26 protein-coding genes and 1 pseudogene are annotated in these 25,296 nt (G+C 57.9%); 6 read left to right on the plus strand and 21 right to left on the minus strand.

Annotation, left to right across the window (positions count from 1 at the left end; translation table 11 throughout):
* Positions 1-3: 3 nt before the first annotated feature.
* The 5 genes from AC0L2H_RS03260 to AC0L2H_RS03280 all read right to left on the minus strand — a co-directional run bounded on the left by AC0L2H_RS03260 (position 4) and on the right by AC0L2H_RS03280 (position 4,677).
* Positions 4-855 (minus strand): ABC transporter permease, encoded by an 852-nt coding sequence (locus AC0L2H_RS03260; protein WP_473588829.1) that lies wholly within the window; start codon positions 853-855, stop codon positions 4-6.
* Between the two features lie 119 nt (positions 856-974).
* On the minus strand, positions 975-2,045 hold the full coding sequence (locus tag AC0L2H_RS03265) for an extracellular solute-binding protein (protein ID WP_473588830.1): 1,071 nt from the start codon (positions 2,043-2,045) through the stop codon (positions 975-977).
* Between the two features lie 150 nt (positions 2,046-2,195).
* Entirely contained in the window at positions 2,196-2,789 is a 594-nt protein-coding gene (locus tag AC0L2H_RS03270) for a malonic semialdehyde reductase (RefSeq protein WP_473588885.1), read from the minus strand.
* A gap of 23 nt (positions 2,790-2,812) precedes the next feature.
* Positions 2,813-3,310, minus strand: a complete 498-nt coding sequence (locus tag AC0L2H_RS03275) for a flavin reductase family protein (RefSeq protein WP_473588831.1) — start codon at positions 3,308-3,310, stop codon at positions 2,813-2,815.
* A 53-nt stretch (positions 3,311-3,363) separates the two neighbouring features.
* On the minus strand, positions 3,364-4,677 hold the full coding sequence (locus AC0L2H_RS03280) for an LLM class flavin-dependent oxidoreductase (RefSeq protein ID WP_473588832.1): 1,314 nt from the start codon (positions 4,675-4,677) through the stop codon (positions 3,364-3,366).
* A 581-nt stretch (positions 4,678-5,258) separates the two neighbouring features.
* Here AC0L2H_RS03280 and AC0L2H_RS03285 point away from each other — a divergent pair.
* Together AC0L2H_RS03285 and AC0L2H_RS03290 are read left to right on the plus strand one after the other, a co-directional pair.
* Complete coding sequence (locus AC0L2H_RS03285) at positions 5,259-5,960, plus strand: TetR/AcrR family transcriptional regulator (RefSeq protein WP_473588833.1); 702 nt, start codon at positions 5,259-5,261, stop codon at positions 5,958-5,960.
* Between the two features lie 218 nt (positions 5,961-6,178).
* Positions 6,179-7,018: an IclR family transcriptional regulator gene (locus tag AC0L2H_RS03290; protein WP_473588834.1), complete on the plus strand. Its 840-nt coding sequence runs from the start codon at positions 6,179-6,181 to the stop codon at positions 7,016-7,018.
* On the opposite strand, the gene AC0L2H_RS03295 is transcribed toward AC0L2H_RS03290, so the two are convergent.
* The 7 genes from AC0L2H_RS03295 to AC0L2H_RS03325 all read right to left on the minus strand — a co-directional run bounded on the left by AC0L2H_RS03295 (position 7,019) and on the right by AC0L2H_RS03325 (position 14,608).
* Entirely contained in the window at positions 7,019-8,563 is a 1,545-nt protein-coding gene (locus AC0L2H_RS03295; RefSeq protein ID WP_473588835.1) for an acetolactate synthase large subunit, read from the minus strand.
* A gap of 208 nt (positions 8,564-8,771) precedes the next feature.
* A complete protein-coding gene (locus tag AC0L2H_RS03300) occupies positions 8,772-9,806 on the minus strand; it encodes a GMC oxidoreductase (RefSeq protein WP_473588836.1) in 1,035 nt (344 codons plus the stop codon).
* The gene (locus AC0L2H_RS03305; RefSeq protein ID WP_473588837.1) at positions 9,803-10,381 is read right to left on the minus strand and encodes an FAD-binding protein; all 579 of its coding nucleotides are present in this window, start codon (positions 10,379-10,381) and stop codon (positions 9,803-9,805) included. The genes AC0L2H_RS03300 and AC0L2H_RS03305 overlap by 4 nt, the downstream gene beginning before the upstream one ends.
* A 148-nt stretch (positions 10,382-10,529) precedes the next feature.
* Entirely contained in the window at positions 10,530-11,384 is an 855-nt protein-coding gene (locus AC0L2H_RS03310; protein ID WP_473588838.1) for an ABC transporter permease, read from the minus strand.
* A gap of 12 nt (positions 11,385-11,396) precedes the next feature.
* Complete coding sequence (locus tag AC0L2H_RS03315; RefSeq protein ID WP_473588839.1) at positions 11,397-12,308, minus strand: ABC transporter permease; 912 nt, start codon at positions 12,306-12,308, stop codon at positions 11,397-11,399.
* 22 nt (positions 12,309-12,330) lie between these two features.
* Positions 12,331-13,398, minus strand: a complete 1,068-nt coding sequence (locus tag AC0L2H_RS03320; protein ID WP_473588840.1) for an ABC transporter ATP-binding protein — start codon at positions 13,396-13,398, stop codon at positions 12,331-12,333.
* A gap of 82 nt (positions 13,399-13,480) precedes the next feature.
* Positions 13,481-14,608, minus strand: a complete 1,128-nt coding sequence (locus AC0L2H_RS03325) for an extracellular solute-binding protein (protein WP_473588841.1) — start codon at positions 14,606-14,608, stop codon at positions 13,481-13,483.
* Between the two features lie 550 nt (positions 14,609-15,158).
* Here AC0L2H_RS03325 and AC0L2H_RS03330 point away from each other — a divergent pair.
* The gene (locus AC0L2H_RS03330) at positions 15,159-16,748 is read left to right on the plus strand and encodes a GMC family oxidoreductase (RefSeq protein ID WP_473588886.1); all 1,590 of its coding nucleotides are present in this window, start codon (positions 15,159-15,161) and stop codon (positions 16,746-16,748) included.
* 32 nt (positions 16,749-16,780) lie between these two features.
* Here the strand turns inward: AC0L2H_RS03330 and AC0L2H_RS03335 are convergent, their stop codons facing one another.
* Together AC0L2H_RS03335 and AC0L2H_RS03340 are read right to left on the minus strand one after the other, a co-directional pair.
* A complete protein-coding gene (locus AC0L2H_RS03335; protein WP_473588842.1) occupies positions 16,781-17,014 on the minus strand; it encodes a hypothetical protein in 234 nt (77 codons plus the stop codon).
* Between the two features lie 82 nt (positions 17,015-17,096).
* Complete coding sequence (locus AC0L2H_RS03340) at positions 17,097-18,356, minus strand: NAD(P)/FAD-dependent oxidoreductase (RefSeq protein ID WP_473588843.1); 1,260 nt, start codon at positions 18,354-18,356, stop codon at positions 17,097-17,099.
* Between the two features lie 229 nt (positions 18,357-18,585).
* Between AC0L2H_RS03340 and AC0L2H_RS03345 the strand changes: the two genes are divergently transcribed.
* The 3 genes from AC0L2H_RS03345 (at position 18,586) to AC0L2H_RS03355 (ending at position 21,737) form a co-directional block, all read left to right on the plus strand.
* Positions 18,586-19,332, plus strand: a complete 747-nt coding sequence (locus tag AC0L2H_RS03345; protein WP_473588844.1) for a TetR/AcrR family transcriptional regulator — start codon at positions 18,586-18,588, stop codon at positions 19,330-19,332.
* A gap of 100 nt (positions 19,333-19,432) precedes the next feature.
* A complete protein-coding gene (locus tag AC0L2H_RS03350; RefSeq protein WP_473588845.1) occupies positions 19,433-20,737 on the plus strand; it encodes a protoporphyrinogen/coproporphyrinogen oxidase in 1,305 nt (434 codons plus the stop codon).
* A 121-nt stretch (positions 20,738-20,858) separates the two neighbouring features.
* A complete protein-coding gene (locus tag AC0L2H_RS03355) occupies positions 20,859-21,737 on the plus strand; it encodes an alpha/beta fold hydrolase (RefSeq protein ID WP_473588846.1) in 879 nt (292 codons plus the stop codon).
* Between the two features lie 150 nt (positions 21,738-21,887).
* Here AC0L2H_RS03355 and AC0L2H_RS03360 read toward each other — a convergent pair.
* The 7 genes and pseudogenes from AC0L2H_RS03360 to AC0L2H_RS03390 all read right to left on the minus strand — a co-directional run.
* A pseudogene (locus AC0L2H_RS03360) lies at positions 21,888-22,148 on the minus strand (NAD(P)-dependent oxidoreductase); the annotation flags it as partial.
* The gene (locus tag AC0L2H_RS03365) at positions 22,129-22,308 is read right to left on the minus strand and encodes an NAD-dependent epimerase/dehydratase family protein (protein ID WP_473588887.1); all 180 of its coding nucleotides are present in this window, start codon (positions 22,306-22,308) and stop codon (positions 22,129-22,131) included. The pseudogene AC0L2H_RS03360 and the gene AC0L2H_RS03365, both read right to left, overlap by 20 nt.
* Before the next feature lie 66 nt (positions 22,309-22,374).
* Positions 22,375-22,572 carry a hypothetical protein gene (locus AC0L2H_RS03370; RefSeq protein ID WP_473588847.1) on the minus strand — a complete coding sequence of 66 codons (198 nt, stop codon included), beginning with the start codon at positions 22,570-22,572 and terminating at the stop codon, positions 22,375-22,377.
* Between the two features lie 74 nt (positions 22,573-22,646).
* Positions 22,647-23,522 carry an alpha/beta fold hydrolase gene (locus AC0L2H_RS03375; protein WP_473588848.1) on the minus strand — a complete coding sequence of 292 codons (876 nt, stop codon included), beginning with the start codon at positions 23,520-23,522 and terminating at the stop codon, positions 22,647-22,649.
* A 150-nt stretch (positions 23,523-23,672) separates the two neighbouring features.
* Complete coding sequence (locus AC0L2H_RS03380) at positions 23,673-23,948, minus strand: hypothetical protein (RefSeq protein ID WP_473588849.1); 276 nt, start codon at positions 23,946-23,948, stop codon at positions 23,673-23,675.
* Positions 23,949-23,973: 25 nt separating this feature from the next.
* Positions 23,974-24,702, minus strand: coding sequence for a cupin domain-containing protein (locus AC0L2H_RS03385; RefSeq protein ID WP_473588850.1), 729 nt, complete (start codon positions 24,700-24,702; stop codon positions 23,974-23,976).
* A 22-nt stretch (positions 24,703-24,724) separates the two neighbouring features.
* A complete protein-coding gene (locus AC0L2H_RS03390; protein WP_473588851.1) occupies positions 24,725-25,267 on the minus strand; it encodes a VOC family protein in 543 nt (180 codons plus the stop codon).
* Positions 25,268-25,296: the final 29 nt, after the last annotated feature.

Consider the following 25,296-nt stretch of genomic DNA (forward strand, 5'->3'; position numbering starts at 1 on the left):
ACATCACGACACACCGATCTTGATGCCGCGCCACTTGGCAAAGAGGGAAAACAGCCAAAGTGTGGCTACGACAATGGCTAGGAGCACTGTCGCCAAGGCCGATGCAAGCGGCCAGTTAAGCGTCTTGGTGACTTGCTGCTCGATCAGCACCGCGATCATCGTGTTCTGGTCGCCTCCCAGAAGCGCCGGGGTGACGTAGAAGCCCAGTGCGGTAATAAAGACCAGGACTGAACCTGAGACGATCCCTGGCAAACACATTGGGATGTATGTGTTGAAGAACGCGCGGATCGGATTAGCCCCCATAATCTCCGCCGCCATAAGTTTGGTCAGATCGACCTGCCGCATCACGCTGACCAGAGGCAGGATCATCATTGGCATCATGACCTGAACCATACCGATCTGCACTGAAATCTGATTGTGTATCAGCGTTAGCGGCTGGTGGACCATGCCGAGATCCATCAAGGCAGAGTTGATAATTCCACCGCGGCCAAGTATCGCAAGCCATGCATAGGTTCGCGTGACCACGCTGGTCCAGAGCGGCACCATCACACAGGCGAAGAGCAAATTTGCAAGGAATGGCGGCGCGCGGGATATAACGTGGGCGATTGGGAAGCCGATCAACAACGCTGTTAAGGTCGAGATTAAAGCAGTCTTGAAGGTGATGTAGAGAACTTTGAGGTATGTCGCGTTTGTAAGGATGTCTTGAAATTGGCTGAAGTCCAGCGACGTCCCGTTCACGCTACGCGTCAAAACCACAGCCAATGGCAATACGAACGTCGGCACCAGCAGAAGCGCCGGCGGGACGATCATGAACTGAAGAGCCCTCTCGGGCGTCCAGGCCTTGGTACGGGTCACGTGCGAAAATCCATGCGTAGCTCTTGCTTCTTTGCGACATCTACGGCCCGAGTATCTGGCACCAAAGGAGAGTCGTCGACTATTATCTGATCGACGACCCAGGTTCGCGAGAGGGATACTCAGCCGAGGAGCCACTTATTCCATTCGCCATTCAATTTGTCGGCGTTGGCCGCCAGCCATTTGAAGTCCTGGAAGCGATTGGTCGAGGCATATTTCGGGTCCATCGCTGTCCTGGCGAGACGCGCCGGATCACAAAGGGGAACGGCCTTTGTGTTGGATGGGCCAAGCGCAACCAGGTTGGTCAGACGCGCTTGCGGTTCTGGACTGGCCATGTAGGCGGCGAACTTCATGGCTGCATCCTTGTTTGGATGCCCTTTCGGAATGATGATCGCATCCCCGTCCAAAACAGTATTCGTCGGGGTGTAGTTCACTGGCCGCTTATCCTGCACCAGGGTGTCGGCGCGATTGATCCAAAGCATCGCCACATCGACTTCGCGGCTCGTGATCATCTGCTGCGACTGCGCTCCGCCCTCATACCAAGAGATGGAGTCGCGCACATTCTGCAGAACGTCCAAGGCTTTTGTAATGTCAAACGGGTAGAGATCCTTGATTGCAATGCCACGGCTGAGCGTGGCGATCTCGAGCGTCTGATTCGAGCCTTTAAACAGGCCACGAGGCGACTTCAGGGCCGGATTGAAGAACTCCGTCCAGCTCTTAGGCTCCTTGGCAGCCGGGAAGGCATCCGTGTTCCAAGCAAGAACGGATGCCGCCACATCGACGATGATATAGTTGTCGTCGTATGTGTCCGGGAGGAGCGAGGACTTGTCGACAACGCTGTAGTCAATGGGTTCCGACAGCCCTAGGGCCTGGGCCATAGCTGCATCGCCGGCCGACCCCAGAATGACGTCGGCCTGCCCCCACGACTTAGCCTCAACCATGGCTTTCAGCTCGGCCAGACCCTTGTAAGGCTGAGGGCTAATGGGAATGCCTGCCTTCGCATAGTCATTGAACCAGGCCTTCTTCAGCAGCTCAAGCCAGTCCCCGCCGCCGCATGTCACCAATAGCTCGCTAGGCTGAGCCTTCGCTATAGCTGGCGCTGCCAGTCTTGAAAGCATAATTGCGGCCGACCCTGCCACCGTTGTCTTTAGCAGCTGCCGGCGCGACCACCCGTTAACAGTATTATCGCTCATTTTGAAAGCTCCCATTTTCCATTGGTTTGTCAAAGCCGGCTAGTCGCCGGTCTTATTTGGTTACAGTTTTTGCACGACCTTAGCGCTTCCTAACATACCTTTATCAGGTCGGATGTCAACTAAATGAAATTTAATTTTGATTTTGAACATTCATGCGAACAGGCAAGCGTCCTCGAATGGAAGGCGGGGCAAACGCGCAAACACCATCGACGGATCGCCATGCCCCAGGTTCACGAGAAAATTTGATTGCCAGGTCGTACCCGAGAAGAAGGCCTTATCCAGGATGTCCGGCTTAAATCCTGACATCGGTCCTGCGTCCAGGCCCAAGGCCCTGGCAGCCATGATCAAATACGCGCCCTGTAGCGTGCCATTGCGAAACGCGGTTTCCTGGGCCATCGCCGGACTCGACGTGAACCATGGTCTGGCATCCCTATGCGGGAACAGATCCTGGAGCTTGTCGTAAAAGGCTGAATCATAAGCCACGATCACAGTGACGGGTGCCGCCATGGTCTTCGACAAATTGCCGGAAGACAGCGCCGGACGCAGCTTCTCCTTGCCCTCGGCGGTGCGCACGAAGACGAAGCGCGCGGGGCAGCAATTGCCAGAGGTCGGCCCCATTTTTAGGAGATCGTAGAGTTGGCGCAACTTCGCGTCCGAAACAGGCTCATCTAGCCACCCATTTTGACTTCGCGCTTTACGAAACAGGCGGTCAAGCGCTACGTCGGGCAGCTCCCCACATGTCATCCTGGGATCTACGACATGAGACGTCATGATGCGGCCAGCTGGCGAAAACGCCGATCGTGGAAGATCAGCGGCTGTGCAGGCACGGGCACCGAATGGGCAGCGAGCTCCAACAGGGCCAGGATGTGATCGCCAGCGTCAACAGTCTTGTAGAATCTACATTCCAGGCAGGCAATCGCCCCATCGATGAAGACGGCTCCCCGAGCGGAGCTGGTCCAAGCGACGTTGGCGAAGCGATCCCCTTCTTTCTGAGCAAGCTGACGACAGACCTCGCTCTGAGAATCGCCCAGAATTGACAGACCTGTCCAATCGCAGCTTTGCAATTTCTGCCAGGTGGACGAATTCTTCTGGATGCAGATTGAAACAAGTGGCGGCTCCAGCGACACCGAAGTAAAGGAGCTGATGGCCATCCCGATCGGGACGCCGTCGATCATGGCGCACAGGGCGACCACGCCTGAGGGAAAACAGGCGAAAACCGATCGCAGGCTGCCTCCATCGATCTGTGATATGGAAATCCATTCCATTGACGCGTTTTCCTGGAATTCAGATTCGTGCGGGAGCATTTGCATAACGGTCCTCACATGGTTTCGCGAAGATGTTCGCGGAAAGTCTGGCCCTGGTAATCCTGACGATAGATGCCACGCCGCTGAAGTTCGGGAACGACCATGTCAACGAACTGGGAGTAAGACGTAGGCGTGAGCGAAGGACAGATAATGAAACCGTCACAGGCTTCTGCCTCAAACATCTCCTGAAGTGAATCGGCAATCGTGCTTGGCGAGCCGATAAGCTGTGGGGCCATTTGCCTTACTCCCCAGATATAACCGACATCGCGAAGCGTGCGGCTTTCCGAACCCTGCAAAATGATGTCCATCATGCCTCGGGCGCCCTGAGTGATCTCCATATCCTCCAACGGTTTGTCCAAAGGATACTTGGAGAGATCAACGCCAATGGCGTTAGAAACCTCTGCAACGCCGAGCTCGGTGCTTACCAGCGAATTGAGATAGTCCGCCTTTTCTTGTGCTATCGAATCGGTTTCGCCGATCACCACGTCGACGGAAGGAAGGATCGCGCAATGACCGGGGTCACGTCCGGCAGCGACCACCCTGCCCTTTACGTCGTCGTAGAATTTCTTCATGTGGGGCGTGTCGGAATGCAGCGTGAAGATCACCTCGGCCCAGCGCGCGGCGAACTCACGGCCTCGATCGGAAGCGCCGGCCTGCATGATCACCGGTGAGCCTTGGGGCGAACGCGGCGTTGTCAGCGGTCCACGGGTTTTTACATATTTGCCTTGGTAGTTTGCGTAGTGGACCTTGGACGGATCGGCGAAGATGCCGGTTTTCTGGTCGACGATCAGAGCACCCTCGTCCCAAGTGTTCCAGAGGGCCTTGCAGGCCTCTACAACCTCGTCGGCATAGTCATAGCGGAGACTCTTCTCCATGAGCCTCTCGCCGCCGAAGTTCTGGATTTCGCGATCGTTAGTCGACGTTACGCAGTTCCAGCCGGCACGCCCGCCGCTGATATGGTCCAGTGTCGCGAAAGCCCTGGCAATATGAAAGGGAGGATAAAGGGAAGTCGACATCGTCGCAGCCAGCCCCAACCGAGACGTCACGCGCGCGACAGCAGACAAGACCTGCATGGGCTCCAACATCCACGTTTGCCCTGGCTGCTTCAGGTTCGCCTCGAAGCTACCGCCGTATGTGTCGTGCAACATCATCAGGTCGACCACGAACATGCCGTCGAACTTCCCACGCTCCAGTATCTGGGCGATGTTTTCGTAGCGCGCAGGATCAAGCGGGCGAACGGCGTCGCTTTCAGGGTGCCGCCAAGCGCCATTGTGATGCCAAGTCGGCGTGATGCAGCAGTATCCGACTAGATGTATTTGACGCTTCATTCGAACCTCCCAAATAGATTGACGGATCCTTGAGGCGCCGTCGGAAAACTCACGGACACTACTAAGGCAGAATTATATTCCACTCCTTTTTCAGCGGGGTTTTCATCCAGCAAATCACCCAACGGTAGATAGAGACTGCTAAATCACCCACGGCTCCGGTCGGCCAGGGCGCGAGTATCTAACGATCACCTTTTAGCGGCTCTCAATGTCATAGTAAAGAGACAAACCCGAATTTATTCGACTTTCTTGCCTAATGTGGATGGCATTTCTGGCGAGGCTTTCGGAGCCCTATGCAAGAGGGCTATGCAGCGTCCGGTAGGAATGGTAACGTAAGGTGCCTGCATCAATCTGGCTCGCGATTTCCGGGTAGTGTTGACTGATATCCGAATTTATTCGACTTTTAGGCGGAGATCGACAAGGCGTTGGGCAAGGAATTTGCACGCGGTACTGTCGGCGGGCTGGCAGTTTCTCTAGCACAGCCTCAATCCTTCCTGCTGCTTCCGCAAGTTAGTTGAGTCACGAACCGTGATGCGGTAGCGCAAGGATAAGGTCCGGTATAAGTTGGTGGAAAGGCATGCAAAATGAAGGACGACGACAACGGGAACCTTGTGTCGAGCGAACACGGAAATGATAGTTTGGCTTCTGACAGGCCGAAGGTCATGCGCGAACGTGGCAAGGCACGCTTGGAGCTGCTAATTGCGGCGACTGCACATCTGGTTGCAGAGCGGGAATTGGAGGAAATTAGTCTTCAGCATATTGCTGAAAGGGCCAAAGTCCCACTGAGTTCTGTATACCACTTTTTGCCTAATCGCGAGGCAGCATTCTTCCTCCTCGCGAGTCGATACCTGCAGGATTTCGAGCGTCTCTCAGAGACGACTGTTGGCGGTCATCCAGGCAGTTGGCAGTCATACATATCGGACCGCGTTTGGGCATCGGCCGAATACTGTAACAACAACCCTGGGGTGATGCGGCTGCTACTCGGCCCTTATTTCTCGCGCGAATTAAGGCGAGATGGTGTCACCGGCGTTTTCAGCGTCGCCGCGGCACGCGTGCGGGCTATGAACCACTTTTTTCGCATGCCCGAGGTCGAGGACTTGACTGGCAAAATCGCGACCGCCATTGCACTTGTCGACGGGATACACTCGATGTCGTACGCTTTGCACGATGCGGTCACACCACACTATGCTGAAGAGTCCGCGCGCGCCGCCGTATCATATCTGCGCTCGTTCCTTCCAGAAGTGATTCCGAACAAGTCAGCTTGCTACCTCGACCTCCAATCCTGATGTTACGAAGCGAAACGGCACCTTTGTTTGATCGCGCAGAGTCTTACCCGGGTGGTTCGATGCGTGCCCTTGGGCTGAGAGGTACGTACGCGAGATCCTTACCGTTAAGTCGTTCGACCAACCCCCTGTATGTTCTGTCTTGGATGGTTGAGACTCGTTGGCTTAAGCTATACTGATGGCCCGTGCCGTCCGACGCGGCTCAAAAATGGGGAGCGCGCTTGCGAAAGAGAGAGAAAGGCCAGTTTCCTATCGACGATACTGAACCCGCCGAACAGCGTGGCTTCTCAACGTCGCTTGAACGCGGTCTACAGATATTGCGCGCTTTCGGCCCTGGCGACAGTTCCCTGGGAAACCTCGAGTTGATTCAGCGCACTGGACTCCCAAAGGCGACTGTATCCCGACTGACCTACACGCTCGCTGGTCTGGGATATCTGGTCTACAGCGACACGCTTGGTCGTTATAGTCTTGGATCCGCAGCAGTAGCCCTCGGGTACTCAGCCCTCAGTTCGAATCCGATTGTCCAGCTGTCACGACCGCTTATGCAGAAGATAGCCGACGATACGGGAGCCGCTGTCGCCCTGGGGGGGCGTGACCAAGCTGAAATGGTCTATCTCTCGAACTGTCGGTCGGAAAGCCTCGTGACCTTGCGCCTTAACATCGGGTCTCGGTTGCCGCTTTGGAAGAGTGGCATGGGGCTCGCGTATCTGGTCGGCCTAACCAATGACGAGAGGGCCGAGATCAAGGAGCGGTTCGGGTGGGCGCACCAGGACGATCGGTACGCTTTAGAACGGACCCTAGATCGCGCTCTAAACGAGTATCAAGAATATCGCTATATTACTGCTTTTGGTACATGGCAGAGTTATGTGAGGGCAGTCGGTATTCCCTTCAGGGCTCGTGACGGCTCACCGCCATTAGCTTTCACTTGCGGGGGAATTGCCGAAATTATCGATGAACGCTCTGCCCGAGAGAAAATCGGACCTGCTATGATCAATCTGGTTTCCCAGCTAGAGAAATTGCTAGGGGAAAAGTCCGACTTAACACCGCGCAGCGTGACTTGATTACTCGACCATTAGCTCGATCAAGAAAGGTCCCGACTTCGCGAACGACGCCACGAGGAGATCCCCGAACTGCTCTAGAGTTTCGGCACGGGCCGACTCGACGCCGAAGGAGTTTCCCAGTCCGACCCAATCGATCGGCGGATTGTTCAAGCTCATCATCTCGGTTGCCACCTGGCCAGGCTTGGCGCCGACATTGGCAAACTCGCCGAGGAGAATGGCATAGCGGCGATTGGACAATATGACCGTGGTGACAGGGCAGTGCTCCCGCGCCTGCGTCCACAGACCCTGTAACGTGTAGAGCGCCGAGCCGTCGGCCTGCATGTTGACCACTCGCCGCTGCGGTGCGCCGATCGATGCGCCTGTCGCCATCGGGATTCCGTCGCCGATTGCGCCACCGGTGAGCTGAAGCCAGTCGTGCGGCGCGGCGCCGACGGTTTCCGCGAAGAACTGGCGGCCGACGGTAATCGCCTCATCCACGACGATAGCGTCCTCCGGGAGAAGCGCGCTGAGGGTCTGGGCAATCGAAGCCGAGTTTATCGCTCCGCTCGGACGGCCGCGCGTATCGCGCGCCGTGGGCAAAGGACGCGCCGAGCCCGCGCCGACTGCGTTACAAAGCTGAAGAAGGGCGTCCACCGCGTCCTGCTCCGGACGCGCAAGCACGTGGACCTTGGCGCCCGACGGCAGCGGAGTGGACGGCATGCCGGGATAGGCGAAGAAGGCCACGGGCGATTTTGCGCCGACCAGGATGACATTGGCCGTTCCGCTGAGCGTGGCAATAGCCTGGTCGAGCGGATAAGGCATGCGCGTGACGGCGTGACGGCCGGCACCGCGCTCGATTCGCGCATTCGCGTTCGGGGCAACGAGCCATGCGCCCGTCGCTTCGGCGATCTTCGCCGCAACCGAAAGAGAGACGGAACGCAGCGCCATGCCGGCCAGCAGCAACACGGTCGGAGCGCCAGAGCGAAGCAGGCGTACGGCGCCGTCGATTGCATGCGGGTCGACCTTGGTCGTCGGCGAAACAGCGAGCGGCCGATGAACCACGCCGCCAGGATTCCAGCTTACATCCGACGGGAGGATCAGAGTGGCGACCCCCGGCCGCCCTTCGACCGAGGCTTGAACAGCCGCCGCGGCATCCCTACCCACCTCGCTGGCGTCCATCGACGTCCGCACCCACTTGGACACGCCTCCCGCCCACACTTCCGTGTCGGCTGTCAGGAGAGGATCGTTGACGCGATGATAGCTCGCCTGGTCGCCGACGATGTTGACGATGGGGACACCGCCACGCCGTGCATTATGCAGATTGGCCATGCCGTTTGCCAAGCCCGGCCCGCAATGAAGCAAGACGGCGGCGGGCTTGTCGGTCATGCGCGCATAGCCGTCGGCAGCGCCGGTGGCGACGCCTTCAAACAGGCTGAGTACACACCGGACTCCGGGAATCTGATCCAGTGCAGCGACGAAATGCATTTCGCTGGTCCCCGGATTCGAAAAACAGGTATCGACACCGCTGGCCACGAGGGTGTGGACCAGGCTTTCGGCGCCGTTCATGGTTTTTGGGTCTGCTGACATGGCTAGCTCCGCTGCCTTTTTTTGCTGGGTTTGGGATCGCCAAGTTGAGAGCAGATAGACGGACCACCGTACCTGGGCGTAAAACTAAGATCGACATCGCAAGCAGTGACGAGGGCGGTCTGCGTCAGCCTTGAAGACGGTTCCGTCTTGAGCTCCTGCAGTGCCGATACTCTCTGCCGTTTTCCAGTCATATCGCCCGCAGATGATCTGCGACCCGCAACGCGTTGCTGGCGATGGTGAGGGAGGGATTGGTCCCGCCGCTTGTTGGCATGAACGACCCGTCAACGACGTACAAATTTTCGACCTCGTGGGCGCGGTTGTTGCGGTCGAGCACACTGGTGGCTGGGCGGTCGCCGAACCGACAGGTTCCGCAGCTATGACCAAGCATCTTGTTTTCATGCGCGCGAAACATCGTACGTATCTTGCCGCCGCCAAGAACCTTCATCAGGTCGCGTCGGTAGGCATCCAAATGCTCCTGCTCGACTGGCGAAATCTTATAGCGTATCGTGATCTGGGATTTGTCAGGCGTAAGGCCGATACGGTTCTCGGCATAGGGAGGGTCTTCCATATACGAGATCAGGAGATGCGCTTCGGTCAACGCCCGCGGGACGCCATATTCGACGAAAGGCCGGATAAGAGGAAAAAGCCTGGACCCGATCTTCCCTAGCCTTTCCTGGAGCATGAGAGCGACATTCCTGGGCGGGGGCGCCGGCCCGTTGTCCTGGACAGCGCCAAGCTTAATGCCGCCGCGCAGGTAGAAGTCGTTGAATGCAAGTTGCTTGTTCGGTTCACCTTTCACACGTTTCGCGCGCGGATAGATTGCGTAATAGTCGATAAAATGGCGCATCAGATTGCGTCCGACCTGATCCGAGCCGTTGGCGAGGCCTTTGATGCCGCCCGACCGCAACAGAATGGTGGGCGAGTGAAGGGCGCCCGCGGCCAGCACCACCGTTTTTGCCCTCAACCGTCTCTCTTCCCCGCGCCAATGCGCAACGACGGAATCCACCCGCGCCCCCTTGGCATCGAGCCGCTCCACCCGGCACCCGCTGAGAATCCACGCGCCGTGCTGTTCGATCGCAGGCCGCAGACATGCCGTCATGCTATCCATCTTGCAGGAGCGAGGACAGATATACCCGATACATTCCTGGCATCCAGGAAGGTATTTGCATGCCACCGAGACTTCGTATGGATGCATTCCACTGGCCTCGTAGGTGGCTTTCATCTCCCTATTGATAACCGTGAGAGGCAGCGGCGGGCGTACACCCCTATTCTCGCCCTTCGGACGCAGGGGTCGCGGCCCGCATGGACACCGTAACGAGCTTCGGCGGCAGTATAATAGGGCGCAAGTTCTTCGTAGGTGATCGGCCAGGCCTCGGGCACATTCGCGCCCTTGGACTTTCGGAAGTAGAGGCCGGGAACGAAATCTTCAGGAAAGAAGCGTTCGAGCACCATCCCGAAAAGGGCGCTCGTGCCGCCCGCGCCCATCCCCGTGACGGGATAGATAGGCCGTTCGGTGCCGTCGTCCTGCTGATCGAGGACCGGCCCTTCAAATCGGCCGGATCGCGCATACCGGGATGCTGTTGCGCCACCCGCCTGATCCATGGTGAACGTTTCCAGCCAATTTCCGGCTATCACATCCTGCGCTCCGGGATGATAGCGTCCCCGTTCGCAGAAAAGCACAGACTTGCCGGCCTTTGCCAAGGCGTAACCCAAGGTCGCGCCTCCCATGCCGGTGCCGATAACGATGACGTCCCATTCCCGCTCAAGGACGGCCGGGTCATCGATGCGATTCTTCATGTCGCGCGAACTCCTGAAACCTTGCTGCGCTGTTTGTGTCTGACCGGCAAACGCCGGCGGAGCGTCGTGGCGACAACCGAATTGCTATGAGCCGGGGGAGTCTCGCTCGGCTTCAAAAACCTGATTTCCGAACACCGACGCCGGCAAGCTAATGCACAAGCCCCACTTGCTCTTCCGCCTGCTGTGCTTCGTGCGCCAGCCTCTCCGACTTCAATTTCCGGCGATGATCCCGGCGGCGGATGATCTCGTACGCGATACCACCGCCGACCGTAATCAGGATCATGGCGACAGCCACCGCATTGATCTGGGGCGTCACGCCTACGCGCACCTGCGACGCAATGTAAATGGTCAGGGTCTCCGCATTGCCGCGAGCAAACAACGGCACATTGTAGGCTTCGAGGGCCTGCAGAAAGGCTATCATGGCACCGACGATGAGCGCGGGACGCAGATGCGGAACGACAATGAGCCTCAGGACATCCCAGTTACTGGCGCCAAGGTCCAAGGCGGCGTCTTCAAGCGCGCGATCGAAACTCTGCAAGCGGGCGAGCACCAGCAGCATAACGAAGGACGATATGATCGAGGTCACGCCGAGCGTCGTCATGAAGATGCCCGCCGGGACATTTACGCTGCGCCAGAAGATCAGGGTCGAAATGCCCACCACTGCGGCCGGTGTTAATATAGGCGCCGTCATCAACGCATACATCACCGCCCGCGACCGGCCCTTCATGCTGTTCAAGACAATGGCGGCGGCCGTTCCGATCGGTACCGAAAGAACGGTCACGCCGATGGCGAGCAGTAATGTATTCGTCACTGCAACCAGCAGGATGGGGTTGTTCGCGATGTCGTAAAACCAGTGGAGCGTCCAGGCCTTCCATGGCCAAATCGAAGGAAATCGCGTGTCGTTGAAGGCCGCGCCGGCCACCACAAGCAGGGGTATCAGCAAAAAGCCGAGAAAAAGCGCGACATAACCCGCTGACGTGACGTTCCCGTAAGCTCTTTTCATATCACAGAGCCTCTATCTGGTGATGTCTGAGAGGTTGACACGGAACAGTTTCATGACCAGGGAAACGAACAGGAGACAGACCAGGAGGAGCAGGAAGGCGTACGCCGCCGCCGAGTTCCAGTCCTGGCCTTCGAACATCGAACGCAAGATAATTTCTGTAAACCAGCGCGAATTGGGCGAGCCCAGAAGGGTGGGAACCAAGACGGAGCCGACGGCGAACATGAAAACCATTGTCGCGCCTGAGCTGATACCCGCCTTTGCATGAGGAATGATGACGTTGCGATGTACCTGCCAGCTGCGGGCACCAAGATCCTTCGCCGCTTCGATCTGATTGTTATCTAATGCCGTCAGGCTGTTGTAGATCGGGAAGAACATGAACATGATGTACGTATAGACCATTCCTATGACGATGCCGTTGTAGCCGCTTAGCCAGCGCACCTTGGATAGACCCACCCCATCGAGCATCGCATTGAGCGGGCCCTGATAGGAGAGGATGATGAACCAGGCGAAGGTTCTCAGCATCTCGCTCACAAACAAGGGGATCGCCAAAAGCAGGAACAGCGTTGGCACGACCCGGAGCGGCGCTTTCTTGGCGAGATAATAGGCCGCCGGATAGGCCAGAGCAAAGCAAAGCAGGGTAACGCCACAGCTGTAGGCCACGGTGATGAAGAAGACCTGCAAACCGATAGGGACCATCATCCCCATGAAAGGGCCGCTTGTCTTTGGGTCGAACAGCGAAAGATAATTCGCCAGCGTGTATGTATCGGACGGGCCGCCGACTTGGACTGCCGGAAGGGAGAGCCGGAAGGATTGTTCGATCATCACCGAATACGGCACCCAAACGAGCGCAAGCATCCAGAACGCTGTCAGACCGAACAGCAGACAGGTCAGCCCCCACCCATAGCGACGAACAAATCCGGTCATGTTGCTCCCTCTTGATCGACGCTTAATCGACGTTGAGAATTTTCGCCGCTTCGGCAGCGAAGGTGAGCTTGATCGCTTCGCCGACCTTGGGGAGCTGCATTCCCGGACGGTTGGTAAATTGGCACGTCAGATGCGCGCCGCTTTGCGTCGTCCCAATCACGCTGACGACATTGCCTTCGAAGATAACGCTCCCGACCGTCACGGGCAACGTATTGGCCAGATCGTCGCCGATCTTTATCATCTCGGGGCGAATATAAAGCTTCGTTCGCGTGACGCCGGTCACGTCGGGACCCGCGGTCGCGTCAACAGGACCATCGGCCGTTGCGAACGTCGCACGGCCGTCATTGAGCGAGTCGACGCTCCCAGCGAGGATGGAATTCTCCCCCACGAAGGACGCCACGAAGCCATTGACGGGATTGTTGTAGATGCGATCGGGCGTATCCACCTGCTGGAGCCTTCCCTTGGACATCACTCCGATGCGGTCGGACATCGCCAAGGCTTCATTCTGATCGTGCGTTATGTAGACGAACGTCACTCCGGTGCGTTCCTGGATAGCCCGCAATTCGGCGCGCATGTGCTGGCGAAGCTTTAAATCCAGCGCAGATAGGGGTTCGTCCAGCAGCATCACCTTAGGCTCTACCGCAAGGGCGCGTGCAATGGCGATGCGCTGCTTTTGTCCGCCCGACAATTCCGCGATCATCTTGTCCGCCGAATCGGGCAGATCGACGATCCGCAGCAATTCCTCCGCGCGGCGCCGGCGCGCGGCTTTGTCGACGCCTCTCACCTTGAGGCCGAAAGAGATGTTTTCCCAGACACTCATCAAGGGGAAAAGCGCCAGGTTCTGAAAGATCAGGGCCGTTGGCCTCTTGTTGGGACCCATGCCTTTCATGGGTCGGCCGCCAATGCTGATGCTGCCCTGAGTTGGATCAAGAAAACCTGAGATAGCCCGCAGGATCGTTGTCTTGCCGCAACCAGATGGCCCCAGAAACGAGAAAAACTCTCCCGGCCTAACGTCGACGGACACATTGTCCACCGCCCGGAAGGCGCCAAAATTGATGCTCACATTGGCTACTTCGACGCCTTCGCTCATGCCCGGTCCGAGATTGTAAAGTTGAAAATTCAATGGAATCTGCGGGGCAACCAGTTGGCGCCCCGCAGAAATCAGCTCGTGCTTAAGCGGAACGGAAGCGGTCCGCGTATTCGCCGCGCAGCTTGATGAACCACGGGGACTGCGCCGGCCACCACCACATTTTGGCGATCGCTTCAGGCGGATATGCTTTGACGCTGAAGTCCTTGAACGGTCCGGTAAGCAGATCGATCGAGCCCGCCGAACTGGAGAGACCCTGGTTCGCGACGCCCCAGCGCACGCCGTTCTGCGGTCGCGATATCCAGCGCATGTACTCGTAGGCCTGGTCGACGTTCTTCGACGACTTCGAAAGCACATAGCCCTGGTTCCAGCCGAACGCACCCTCTTTCGGGGCGACCCAGCGGACCTTGGTTCCCTGGTCTTCGAGCGACCGGCCGATCGATTCCCAAACCAGACCAACGCGGCAGCCGTTGGTCGTGAACGCACCGATGCCTTCGTTGTCGTTGGTCCAGAACTGAGCGACGTTCTTCTTGTACTTCACCGCTTCGGCGGTGATCACGTCGTAAACGGCGCGCATGGACTTCTCGTCCTTGTACGCATCCAGATACGGCATGGGCAACTTGCCGTCGGCATCCATCAGCCGGCCAAGCGCCGCAAGGGCCGAGTATGGGCGAACGGTCACCTGGCCCTCGAACTGCGGATCGAACAGGTCCTTGAGGCTGGCAGCACCAAATTCGTGGCCCTCGACGTCGCTGGCATAAGCCATGCCTTCGCCGCCCCAGAGAGCCGTCATATAATACAGCTTGCCATCGACATGGGCGCTGTCGCCTTCCGTTGTTCCGGGCATGCCCTTTGAGATGTTGCCGAGTTCAAGCTTCGACGGGTCGAGCGCCTGGACGAGTCCGCTATCGGGATAGACCGGCAGCGTGGTGATCGTCGCCTCGATGAGATCGAGCTCGCCAGGATTGGCGAGCTTCGCCTGCGAAAGGATGCTGTCGGCGTCGGGTTGGCCGATCGCGTTCACCGTGATGCCGGTTTCGGCCTTGAACGCGTCAAACACGTCCTTATGCAGCGGGAAGCCGGCATAAGTCAGGAGATTGAGTTCGCCAGACGATGCCAACGCCTTGGACGAAATGATAGCCGGAGCGGCAAGAAACGCGCCGGTTGTCACTGCACTTTTAAGTAAGGTACGCCGATTCATATTGAGGATCATCATAGCATCTCCTTTATTGTGTAATTTCAACCTAGGCATTTCCATAATAGGACTCGCCTATTTGATCATGTGTCGAGTCTGTTCAACCTGGCCCCAGCTCTTCTTCCGAATGTTTTCGTCCCCGACGTGGACAAGCCCGCAGCGCCGAAGACATGCTCGACTGTGGGCATAGCCGGCTTCCGCCCATGACAAGCGAGGCAACGAAAAAGCTCAAAAACTCCTATTCCCATTTGCGCGCATCCCCACTTTGTTTTGCTTTAAATTTGGCTGCGCACCCTACGCTTGCCATAAGAGCGTCATCGTGGCAATCGTTTTCGGAATTAAATTCTGTAACTCGCGGGTGAGAACGTGGTCAAACACCACAGTCGACATTACGACATGCGAAGAGGCAATCATTGGACGCAAATGGCAGGCCTGCGGGAATCGTGTTTTCCAGTATTTCTTCGCGGGGCCGTTGCGAACCATGTCGATTTAATCGCCGAACCCAAGATTTGAATCCGATAGAAGCAAGCGAGCCACCGTGAGCAGAGAAGCAAGTCACCTCTATGACGTGATCATCGTCGGCGCAGGCTCCGCCGGCTGCGTGTTGGCCAATCGGCTGACCAGCGATGGCCGGGCCCGCGTCTTGCTTGTCGAAGCAGGCGGTCGCGACTGGAACCCGCTGGTGTCGATACCCCTTGGCGCCCGCAAACTGCTCGACTGGGGCTGCTACCAATGGAAAGATCTGTCGGAGCCGGATCCGCTCTTGAACAACCGCCGACAAGCTGTGCCGCATGGCAAGGTCTTGGGCGGAACCTCCTCCATCAATTTCATGGCGCATGTCCGCGGCCACCCCCAGGACTACGCAAATTGGGTCGAGCGGGGTGCAAAAAGCTGGAGCTACGAAGCAGTCCTGCCCTTCTTCCGCGCCTGTGAGCGCTGGAAGCTCGGCGCCGATGCATGGCGGGGCGGCGAAGGACCCCTAGGCGCGGAGCCGTCCGCCCTTCGCGATCCGATTGCGGAAGCATGGTTCGGCGCCATCGATTCCCAAGGCTACGCGAGGACGACGGACTATAATGGCGAACATCCCGAGGGCTTCGGGCCGATGCAGTACTCGGTCGACGACGGCCGAAGAAGTTCGGCCGCATCGAGCTTCCTGAGGCCTACTTTGTCTCGCCCGAACCTGCACCTGTTGACGAGAGCAACGGTCAGCCGCGTTTTGTTCGACGGCCTGCGCGCCATCGGCGTCGAATATGTCTGCAAGGGAAAAACGGAACGCGCTTTGTGTTCGCAACGCGTTGTCCTTTCCATGGGCTCGATCAACACGCCGCACGTCCTCATGCTGTCTGGCGTGGGACCGGCCGACCATTTGAAAAAACACGGCATCCAACCTGTTCTTGATCTGCCGGTCGGCAAGAATCTCGAGGATCATCTGGGCTATTTCGTCGAATGGGAACGTATCGACGTCGACCCCTTCCACCGATCTCTCAGGCTCGACCGGATCGCGCTCAACATGATCCGGGCCTATCTGTTGCGGGCGGGACCGGCCGCACATCTGCCTGGCTCGATCGGCGGTTTCATACGCTCGCGCCCTGATGTGTCGGCGCCCGACCTTCAATTCCTCATTCCCTTTATCAGCCCAAGCGCGAATGTTTGGCTGCCCGGCCAGAACATCGATGGGCGAGGCGTTTTCGCAATCAAAGTCCAGCTGTCGTCGCAAAAAAGCAGGGGCGAAGTTACCCTCGTGTCGAACGATTTCCGGACGCGCCCAAGGATCGTTTACAACTCCCTTTCGAACGATGATGACATGGCTGTTCTGCGCAGCGGTTTCAGGATTGCGCAAAACCTTGGCAATTCAGCCGCGCTGGCTCCGTTCAGACGGCGTCCCAAAGACCCCGGCCGAGTGCTCGACCTCGACCGCGACATCGACGACTTCATCAAGGCCACAGCAATCCAGCAGTATCATCCGTCAAGCACATGCCCGATGGGAGACGGTGATCAGACGGTCCTGACCGACCATTTGAAGGTGCGCGGGAGCGCAAATCTTTTCGTGGTCGATGCCTCGGCGATGCCCCACCTGATATCGGGCAATCCCAATGTCGTCATCATGATGATGGCGGCGCGCGCCGCAGATTTGTGGGCGCGGAAGCAATCCATGTAGGAGAACCACAAGCTCCTCGCTGCATCAGTTCTTCAGATGCCCGCCTTGGAGCCCGTCTTCTGAGCCTTGGAAAACAAGACCCGCGCAAAGGCCAAGGCGATGCTCGGACGCACAAGACAGCGGAGAAGGCTGCGGATGTCGTCCCGCGACAGATCCGTTGTCGCCTTGTAGGCGCCGATTTGGCAGATGATGACCGGTCGCCCGTCCCGGACTTCGACATCGGTAAGGACCATGTCCAGCTTCATTGAAGGCGCATTGATCCGCATGGCAATCTCGCGACGAGGATGGCCAGAAGGGCCATTGGGCTAACCTTAAACCGCATGCCCCTTAGGCACGATGGAAATGAGATCAATCCCGGTTCAGATAACGGCGGATTCGTTCGGCGTCGGGGTAGATCGAGGCATTTCCCAGCACTTGGCCGACGACCATCTTGCCGGAGAGACTTCCACTGAACATCCCTTCGCCGTTGAAGCCAATATTGGTGACGACATTCGGCATTCCAGCGGCCGGCTTGATGATTGGTGAGAAGTTTTCCGTGATGTCGATCGGACCGGACCAGGCGGCTTCCAGGGCAACGCCGTCGAGCTGCGGGAAACGTCGCTGCAATTCGTCGTAGACGCGCTGGAACTCGACAGGGTCGGTATCCGCCGCCTGGTCGACGGTCGACGGCGAAAACAGCCCCTTGGTCGGCATGCCGCCGCCAAAAAGTATCTTATTCTGGTAGGCGCGGGCATAGTAGAACGTCATGCCGACGTCCTCGATATAGGTGTAATCCTTCAGACCGAGGCTGTTGAAGAGGTCATCCTCCAGCCGAACTGTCGCGACTACATAGGATTGCCGGGGGAAAAGGAGGTCCGAGAACGGCTTCATGAGGTAGGTATAGGCATTCGTGGCGAGCACGACCTTGCTGGCCTTGATGGTGGCTCCATCGGTTGTAGTGACTGTCACCTTCGAACCATCGTCCTGGATATCCGAGACTTTCGTGGCCTCGTGGATCGTCACGCCCAGTCCCCGAAGCTGCTCGCCGAAACCTCGGACCAGCTTGAAAGGATGCGCCGAGCGCCACGCCGTCAGAACCATTCCACCCTGGATGTTGTAGGGGACGGGAAGCGCCCGCCGCACTTCCTCGCCGCTCAGAAGCTTGTTGGGTGTGCCACGCTGGTGGAGAACTTCCGATTCGTGCTGCAGCGTTTCCCACGCGTCGGCATCGAGAGCATGCATGAGGATCGGTTCGTTGCGGTATTCGCAGTCGATTCCGCCTTCGGCGATGCGCTGTTCGAATTCCTCGCGACACGACAGGAAGTAGCGGGCCGCAAAACGCTCTTCCTCGAGATCGAAGCCGGTAATAAAGGACGTCCGCAGTTCACGCATGCCTGTGGTGACGCCGCCAAAATTGCGCCCGCTCGGCCCGAAACCGATATACTCGGCCTCGACGACCGTGAGGTTGAGTTCGGGCTGCGTCTTCTTGAGGTAGTAGGCCGATGAAATTCCGGCAAAACCGGCGCCGATCACCAGAATGTCAACGCTGATGTCCTTGGGGCCAAGCGGATTGCTCGGCGTCACGCCGGACGGCGCCCAAAAGCTTACCTTGTATGGAAATTCAGTCACCGCCGTCCCCAATTGTTGGATGCAATTTTTGAGATAGTCGTTATATATCGACTATGCTCGCATCCTCTATGCGTCAAGTGCATTGGATGAAAATGGAATATTATTCTGATTTAAATGGATCCCGCTCCGTCCGCATAGCGGTCGATCTCGGACCTTTGGAATTCTACGCAGACCTTCAACAGTCCGTCGTCAGCACTGAGCCTTTCAGGCATTTTTGATGGGAAGACATGTGAGCCGGCAAAACGTGCAGTCACCGACTGCTTTGCGGGACCCCGAAAAAGCCCGGGAAGCGCACACCCCGCGCAAGCCCCAGAGAAGCCAAGGGATTCGTCGCTTCGATCTATTGTTGAGCGCCACCGAGGAACTGCTTCACCAGCACAATCCCAACGACATCGGGCTCTATCAGATCGCGTTTCGCGCAGGCGTACCGCCCGCCTCGGTCTATCACTTCTTCCCGACGAAAGAGGCCGTGTTCACGGCGCTGACGCGGGTCTACATCGACCGCCTGTCGAAGCACCTTTCCGAGCCGATGGAAGCGGCGCGGATATCGGATTGGCGCGCGCTCTTCGAAATCGATATGCGCCGCTCGATGACCTTTCACAACGCCAATCTGCCGATGATGAAGATGACCTATGGCGGCTACGGCGGCGTGGAAGCGCGGGAAATCGACATGTTGTTCACGCGCAAGCTTGCAGAGGCTCAGTATGCCCGTCTCGACAGCATTTTCCATATGCCCGTCCTGGAGACGGCAGCGGAGATATTCGAGATGCGCCTGGCCATCATTAATGCGTTCTGGGCCATATCATTCCGGGCTCACGGCGAGATCACCGAATACTACTTCCGCGAAACGTTAGGCGCGGTAATTGCCTTTATGGCGCGGTTCCTGCCCGCGGAGCTTGAACGCCGGGAGTGCCTGAGCAAGGCAGCCGCGGAGGGAGTCCTCATTTCGCTGCCATACATTCTGGATGGAATTTGATCCCTATCGAATCGGCGACGACTTTGCGGTTGCAACAACCGCCGAGACAGGCCACTATTGAAACGAAATTCCATTCAGCCACAAATACAGGACGTCGCCCTTGTCGACCTTTGATATTATCATAGTGGGCGCCGGCATCGGCGGCCTGACGGCGGCGGTGCGATTGCAGCAGGCGGGGCAAAATGTGCTCGTGCTTGAAGCTTCCGACCGTCCTGGCGGACGTGTGACGCGCATCATCCGCAGCAATGGCGACCGAGCCGAAGCCGGCGCGCAGGGCCTTCACTCGAATTATACCGAGATGCATGGTATGATCGCCCACTACGGTATGACGGATGAAATCATGCCAACAGGTACCAAGCTCCAATATCTGGATCGAAGGGGGTGTCCCCGGATATCGGGCAAGAACATGGATCTGGCGCGAATCATCGGCGTGCGCGGCAGCCTTGATCTCGCCCGTTTCTGGACGCGCTATTTTACCTATGCCAAACCCTTCCCGCAGTTCGAATTAAATACTGACATCCCAGAGTACGACAATGTCAGCGCCGCGGATGAATTGAGCTGGGCGGGCAGCAATTTTCGCGATTTCGTCCTGCGCCCGATGGCTTGGGCTATGGCGAATTCCACGCCGGACAAGATCAGCATGTACTATATCGTTAACGGGCTGCGGCTTAGGATGACGACCAAGATTCTTGGGTTGCGGCGAGGCATCGCGTCGCTTCTCGAACGCATGGCCGAGGATGTTCCTGTGCGATACGGCAATCGCGTGGTGTCGGTCTTGACCACGGCCGGGACCGTTGAAGGCGTCATGCTGGAAGACGGCACCGCGCTCAAGGCAAACCACGTGATCCTGGCCTGTACGGCCGGCGCGGCCGGGTCAATTCTGACGGACGACTTCCCCACGCAAAAGCGCTTTCTGGTCAATTTCACCCATACCCAGATGCCGCTGGTCTTTTTCTTCCTGGACCGTCCCGTCCAGAGCGTTGCCTATGCCTATATGGGCCATGCATTCCGTGACGCGACCTTCAACATGGCGGTGAACCACGCAGCCAAGACGCCGTATCTGGTTCCAAGCGGCAAGGGCCTGATTTCCGCCTGGCCGGCGTTTCCGAAGACGGTCGACCTTTTCACACGTCCCGACAGTGAGCTTATCGAGCAAGCGAAGAAGGACCTGGGCGATTTCTTTCCGGAATTTCCCCATGCAATCGAAGAAGCGCATGTGGTCCGTCACAATTGGGGCCTTGCCCGCTACGAGCCTGGCATGCATCGCAAGGTCCTGGACTTCAAGCGTGATGCGGAAGGCCTGAGAGGGATCTCCTTCGCGGGCACAGACTACGACAGCATCCATATGGAAAGCGGGATCCGCAGCGGTCAGCGCGCGGCTGAAAGGGCCTTGCGGGGAGCATAGGCTTGGCGGAATCAAGGCGATTTACAACAGAATGGAACCTGCGCTTCCATAATGGCCGCACTCTCGGCTGGTCACCGTTGATTGCCCAAGGTGGGACGCAATCCCTCTAGGAGGAAAGAACATGACCGCCTCTACAGGTGCGGAAGCGGTTGTCGGATACCGTGAAGACTTCTTCGAAGTCGGGAAGGGTCATCGGCTCTACTATCGGGAGTACCAGGGTTCCAACGCTGCGACGCCCGTCGTCTGCCTCCCCGGCTTCTGGCGCAATGCGAAGGATTTTGAGCGCCTCGCTCTGCACCTTTCACCCAAGCGCCGGTTGTTGACGCCCGACCTCAGGGGACGCGGAAAATCGACACGCGCCACCCTGTCTGCCGAATACAGGTTCGAGACCTTGATGGAAGATGTCTGGAAACTGATGGACCATCTCGATATCGGCCGACCGGTTCTCGTTGGCACAGCCCTCGGCGCTTTTATGGCGCTTCAGATGGCGCATGATCGTCCGGATCGCGTCGCGGGCATCATCCTGAACGACGCCGGCACCGAGACGACACCCCCAGGGACCGAACGACTGGGCGGCACGCTCGACCACGAGGAGCGGCCGATCGGCGAACTCGTAGAGAAACTGAAATCGATCAACAGCCGCTATTTTCCCGATTTCATCGACAAGGATTGGGAGTGGTTTGCACAATTGTCCCATAGCGAAACCGCCAGCGGACAGTTCGTCCGTGACCTCGACGCGTTGACGAGCGAGGAGACGAAACGCTTCCGTGATCACAGACCCTCTTTCTGGGACGAGTTTGTCGGGCTGGCAGTGCCAATTGCCATCTTGAGGGGCGAGATGTCGGACTACCTCACCCAGGAGCACGCCGAGCGCATGGCTCGCGCCAATCCCAACGCTCACCTGACGACAGTCAGCGGACGCGGACATCCTCTGTTGCTGGATGAGCCGCAGTCGCTTTCAGCGATCGAGGCAGTGTTCGACAAAGTGGATAATGGCTGACAAGGGTCAAGAACTCTAAAGGCGGTCGTTACTTCATAGCCTCACTTGCGCCAGGTAGGCAGGCGTCAAGCCCTGCAGCCGCGATGCCTGCGGCTTCTCCGGAAAGGTCGAGGCTGTAAAGGCGCTCGTCCCGCGCAAACCAAAGGATGCCTACCTAACGCACTCAGGTACGGGGGTGACCGCCTTGCGCTCAGTGAACCAGTTGATCAGGTTTCGCGTCACGAGTTCGCCCATCAGATTGCGGATATATACGGTGGCCGATCCGATACGCGGAAGCAGGCGAACATTTGGGAGGTCGAGCAATGCAGCTGGAACGTGCGGCTCGTTCTCGAACACGTCGAGGCCCGCAGCGAAGATAACCCTCCGACGCAAGGCATCCGCCAGCGCCGCCTCATCCACCGTTGATCCTCGCCGACGTATAATCCTGAACCAGCGCCTCGATCATCACTTTCTGAGTGCCGTAGGATGTCAGCGGCGTTGGCGCAGAGTCATCGTCGATCAGATCGGGCATGGGACCGCCGAAGACTGCTCCGGACGATGCGAACACGAAACGCGGCTTGTTTCCCTGCATCCGCACGGCATCAAGCAAAGCACGCCCGCCATCCAAATTGACCTGGTAGCCGATGTCGAAATTCGTTCACGCTTCGCCAGAGACCACGCTGGCAAGGTGGAAAACGACATCCGGATTCGAAGCGGAAAGCCGCTTCGACATTTCGGGGTCGGCGATGTCGCCTTCGAACCCTGTATTTCGACGCCTTCGGCCGCGGGCGTTGCAGAAAAGCGTCGAACAAATCCAGGGCCGTGATAGGCTTTCCAGCCAGACTTCCATGGTCAAGCAGACGCTTCACCAATCTGCTGCCGATCGTTCCGGCAGCGCCGGTGACAAGGATCCGCATCAAGGTGATCCCGCTACGCCGTTTTGCCGTCGGCCACAGCCAACACCTTGCGGATGGTGCTGAGCGAGGCCGGCTCATCAAGCAGAAGCGGATGGGCCCTGCCCTGGACGCTGACAACCCAGGCAGAAGGCAGCGCTGCAGCCATCTTTTCCGCGTGCTCCAATGTGAGGAAGCCGGAGTTCTCTCCGCGCAGGATCGCTACCGGTATGTCACCTATTTTTGCGAACTCGTCGAACATACTGGGCGTCTCAACCTTGGTCCTGCCCCACTCCTCGAGGATGTTCGGATCGAAATCGCGCACCCATTTCCCTGGAGACACTTCACCGTAGACCTGCCGCGCATAGCCCAGCCAATCGTCCGTCCCGAAATCCGGAAAGTTCTTTTCGTTCGCGACACGCAACTTGTCAGCAGCTTCATCGAGGCTGTACTCGCCGTGGTCGGCAAGGGCCACCATCTTCTTCCCAAGGGGATTGAACAGTTCGGTGCCGGTGTCGTTGGCGATGACGCCCGCGATACGATCGGGCCGGCTTGCGGCCATGCGCCAGGACATGAACACGCCGATCGCAAGTCCCGCAAGGACCATCCGCTTTATGCCGAGAGAGTCACAAAGCTTCCAGACATCGTCGATGAGCAGGTCGAAGTGATAGTCGGCCGGATTGGCCGAGCGGCCACCCTTGCCCCGTCCACGCGTATCGACCGTGACGACGCGGCGTTCCGCGGCAACGCGGACAGCAACGCGGTCGAAATCGCGCGCCGTCCGCATCAGCCCTGGGAGGTATACCAGTGGTATAGTGCTCGTCTGCTTGCGCGGCTGATAGTCCTTGACGAAGACACTCATTCTCTCGGAGACGCTGAACTGCTTCTCGGAGACGGTAAAAGATTGTTCCATCGGTCCATTCCTAAAACTAGACGGTGCGGCTGACCGCGCGAGCGCGACTATGGGGATCGACCGTTGGAAAAGCTGTTGTTGCGCCGGGTAGCAATGCCAACAAGCCGGCGAGAAACGATGAGCAACAGTTTAGGCGAGCTGATCGGACGACTATTTCGAGGCGCGACGCTCCTCGTCGGCAATGGCGCGCTCGACCGCCTCGATGACTGGCTGGATCTTGGCGATATCGAGGCTACGACCCAAATAGGCGATCGGATATTGCACGACGTCCTGTGCAAGATTGCGCCTCTTTTGAAGAAGTTTTTCGTGCAGATCCCGCAAATTTTTCACGTGGTCGGGATTCTCCACCGCGCCGCCTGCCTTGGCATACTCAGCTGCGTGCGCAAGGATGTCGAGCTCTTCGGGATCTACTTTTCTCATGGCCATTTGAAAGTCCAATTGTTGTCGAATACTAGATGAGTTTCGAGAGTTTTTCGGCGGGATGGATTTCGGGCTCAAGCTGGCGGATCCCCCTATCGGCCGCGCGCCATACTTGCGCCAGGGGACCAGCGACGCCGAAGAATGGGTCATAGTCGATAACAGGTATCTCACGCGCCCGCAGACACAACTCATAGTACTCGTCTGGGAAACCCATGCGGAAGTCGACAACGCCAAAACCTTCATGGAACCCGCCGGTAAGATCCAGGTCCTCGCTGATTTCCAGACCACAATGGCCCACGCCAGCGGGGATCACCACTACGTCGCCGGCATTAAGCTGAGATACGATGCCCTTATGCCCCCCAAACTTGCCGATGTGGACGCCGCGCGTCACGCAGATGAACTCATGCGCTTCGGTGTGGAAATGATGTCGCGGCCACATGCCGTCATGCGCATGCCAAGCGGGGATCCATTTGTTCTGTCGCATGATCGCTTCCATCGTGGGAACGTCCCACCTGATCACGTTACGATAGATTAGAAGCGGCAGGCGCGAATTGGGAACGCGTCCATTTCCCTCAAAAAAGTGCTTCTCGATTGTTACGGTCACGGGAGCCTGTCTGCTGTTTGCTAGTGAGTGGGCAAAGGTGATGCTTTCGCCAAGCAGCCGGCATTTACAATCAGCCGATGAGAGGCGTGAGATTGAATTTAAATTCCAATTATAATTTTTTATCGCCGCAAAGCAAGAGCGCAGTTGACGCAGCATGCGTCACAAAGCGCCACGGCGCTTACCGTAGAATTGGATCGACACCGTCCCACGAAAGGGCTGCCTGCTTCAGCTTCTCCCCTAGTTGGCTTACGAAAGGAACCCAAATCAGTTCCACGATTCCAAGCGGCCCACCGAAGAAAATGGTTTCCGTACCCGTCGAGGACACGCTCCGCTGCAGCCGCGACATGCCGGCCGCGACCAGCTTGCGTTCGTCATCGGCAAGGTTCTTCGTGCGGATGCCAATGTGGTGAGGGCCGCCCAAAGCCGGCGCGTGATCGATGATCGAGGGGGCCTTCGAGTGCGATTGCATCAATTCGATCTGCACCCCATCCCGCCAAGCGAGCGCGATGCTAAGGTCGAATTCTTCGGATTTGCCACGATATTCGCTCGCGGTATACTGAATATGGGGAAGAACTAGAAACGGCCCTACACCCATATGCTTGGCCCAAAAGTTTACGCCCTCCTGCAAATCCTCCACCACATAGGCGATCTGCGATATCGGGGGCAACGGCGCTCCTGGCCCAACCCTCGCCGCGCTTTCACTGCTGATTGCCGTCGACAATTGTTTGCTCCTCTTCATCAAGCTGAAAC

It is taken from the genome of Mesorhizobium sp. WSM4871, from assembly GCF_055811295.1.

What these genes read in the sequence shown, in the direction of transcription:
- AC0L2H_RS03305 (WP_473588837.1), bottom strand. Translation starts at nt 10,381, where the DNA reads ATGAAGAATCGCATCGATGACCCGGCCGTCCTTGAGCGGGAATGGGAC.
- AC0L2H_RS03265 (WP_473588830.1), bottom strand. Translation starts at nt 2,045, where the DNA reads ATGAGCGATAATACTGTTAACGGGTGGTCGCGCCGGCAGCTGCTAAAG.
- AC0L2H_RS03375 (WP_473588848.1), bottom strand. Translation starts at nt 23,522, where the DNA reads ATGGAACAATCTTTTACCGTCTCCGAGAAGCAGTTCAGCGTCTCCGAG.
- AC0L2H_RS03315 (WP_473588839.1), bottom strand. Translation starts at nt 12,308, where the DNA reads ATGACCGGATTTGTTCGTCGCTATGGGTGGGGGCTGACCTGTCTGCTG.
- AC0L2H_RS03320 (WP_473588840.1), bottom strand. Translation starts at nt 13,398, where the DNA reads ATGAGCGAAGGCGTCGAAGTAGCCAATGTGAGCATCAATTTTGGCGCC.
- AC0L2H_RS03280 (WP_473588832.1), bottom strand. Translation starts at nt 4,677, where the DNA reads ATGAAGCGTCAAATACATCTAGTCGGATACTGCTGCATCACGCCGACT.
- AC0L2H_RS03295 (WP_473588835.1), bottom strand. Translation starts at nt 8,563, where the DNA reads ATGAACGGCGCCGAAAGCCTGGTCCACACCCTCGTGGCCAGCGGTGTC.
- AC0L2H_RS03385 (WP_473588850.1), bottom strand. Translation starts at nt 24,702, where the DNA reads ATGCTGCGTCAACTGCGCTCTTGCTTTGCGGCGATAAAAAATTATAAT.
- AC0L2H_RS03355 (WP_473588846.1), top strand. Translation starts at nt 20,859, where the DNA reads ATGACCGCCTCTACAGGTGCGGAAGCGGTTGTCGGATACCGTGAAGAC.
- AC0L2H_RS03380 (WP_473588849.1), bottom strand. Translation starts at nt 23,948, where the DNA reads ATGGCCATGAGAAAAGTAGATCCCGAAGAGCTCGACATCCTTGCGCAC.
- AC0L2H_RS03270 (WP_473588885.1), bottom strand. Translation starts at nt 2,789, where the DNA reads ATGACATGTGGGGAGCTGCCCGACGTAGCGCTTGACCGCCTGTTTCGT.
- AC0L2H_RS03275 (WP_473588831.1), bottom strand. Translation starts at nt 3,310, where the DNA reads ATGGAATGGATTTCCATATCACAGATCGATGGAGGCAGCCTGCGATCG.
- AC0L2H_RS03325 (WP_473588841.1), bottom strand. Translation starts at nt 14,608, where the DNA reads ATGATCCTCAATATGAATCGGCGTACCTTACTTAAAAGTGCAGTGACA.
- AC0L2H_RS03300 (WP_473588836.1), bottom strand. Translation starts at nt 9,806, where the DNA reads ATGAAAGCCACCTACGAGGCCAGTGGAATGCATCCATACGAAGTCTCG.
- AC0L2H_RS03335 (WP_473588842.1), bottom strand. Translation starts at nt 17,014, where the DNA reads ATGCGGATCAATGCGCCTTCAATGAAGCTGGACATGGTCCTTACCGAT.
- AC0L2H_RS03285 (WP_473588833.1), top strand. Translation starts at nt 5,259, where the DNA reads ATGAAGGACGACGACAACGGGAACCTTGTGTCGAGCGAACACGGAAAT.
- AC0L2H_RS03365 (WP_473588887.1), bottom strand. Translation starts at nt 22,308, where the DNA reads ATGCAGGGAAACAAGCCGCGTTTCGTGTTCGCATCGTCCGGAGCAGTC.
- AC0L2H_RS03310 (WP_473588838.1), bottom strand. Translation starts at nt 11,384, where the DNA reads ATGAAAAGAGCTTACGGGAACGTCACGTCAGCGGGTTATGTCGCGCTT.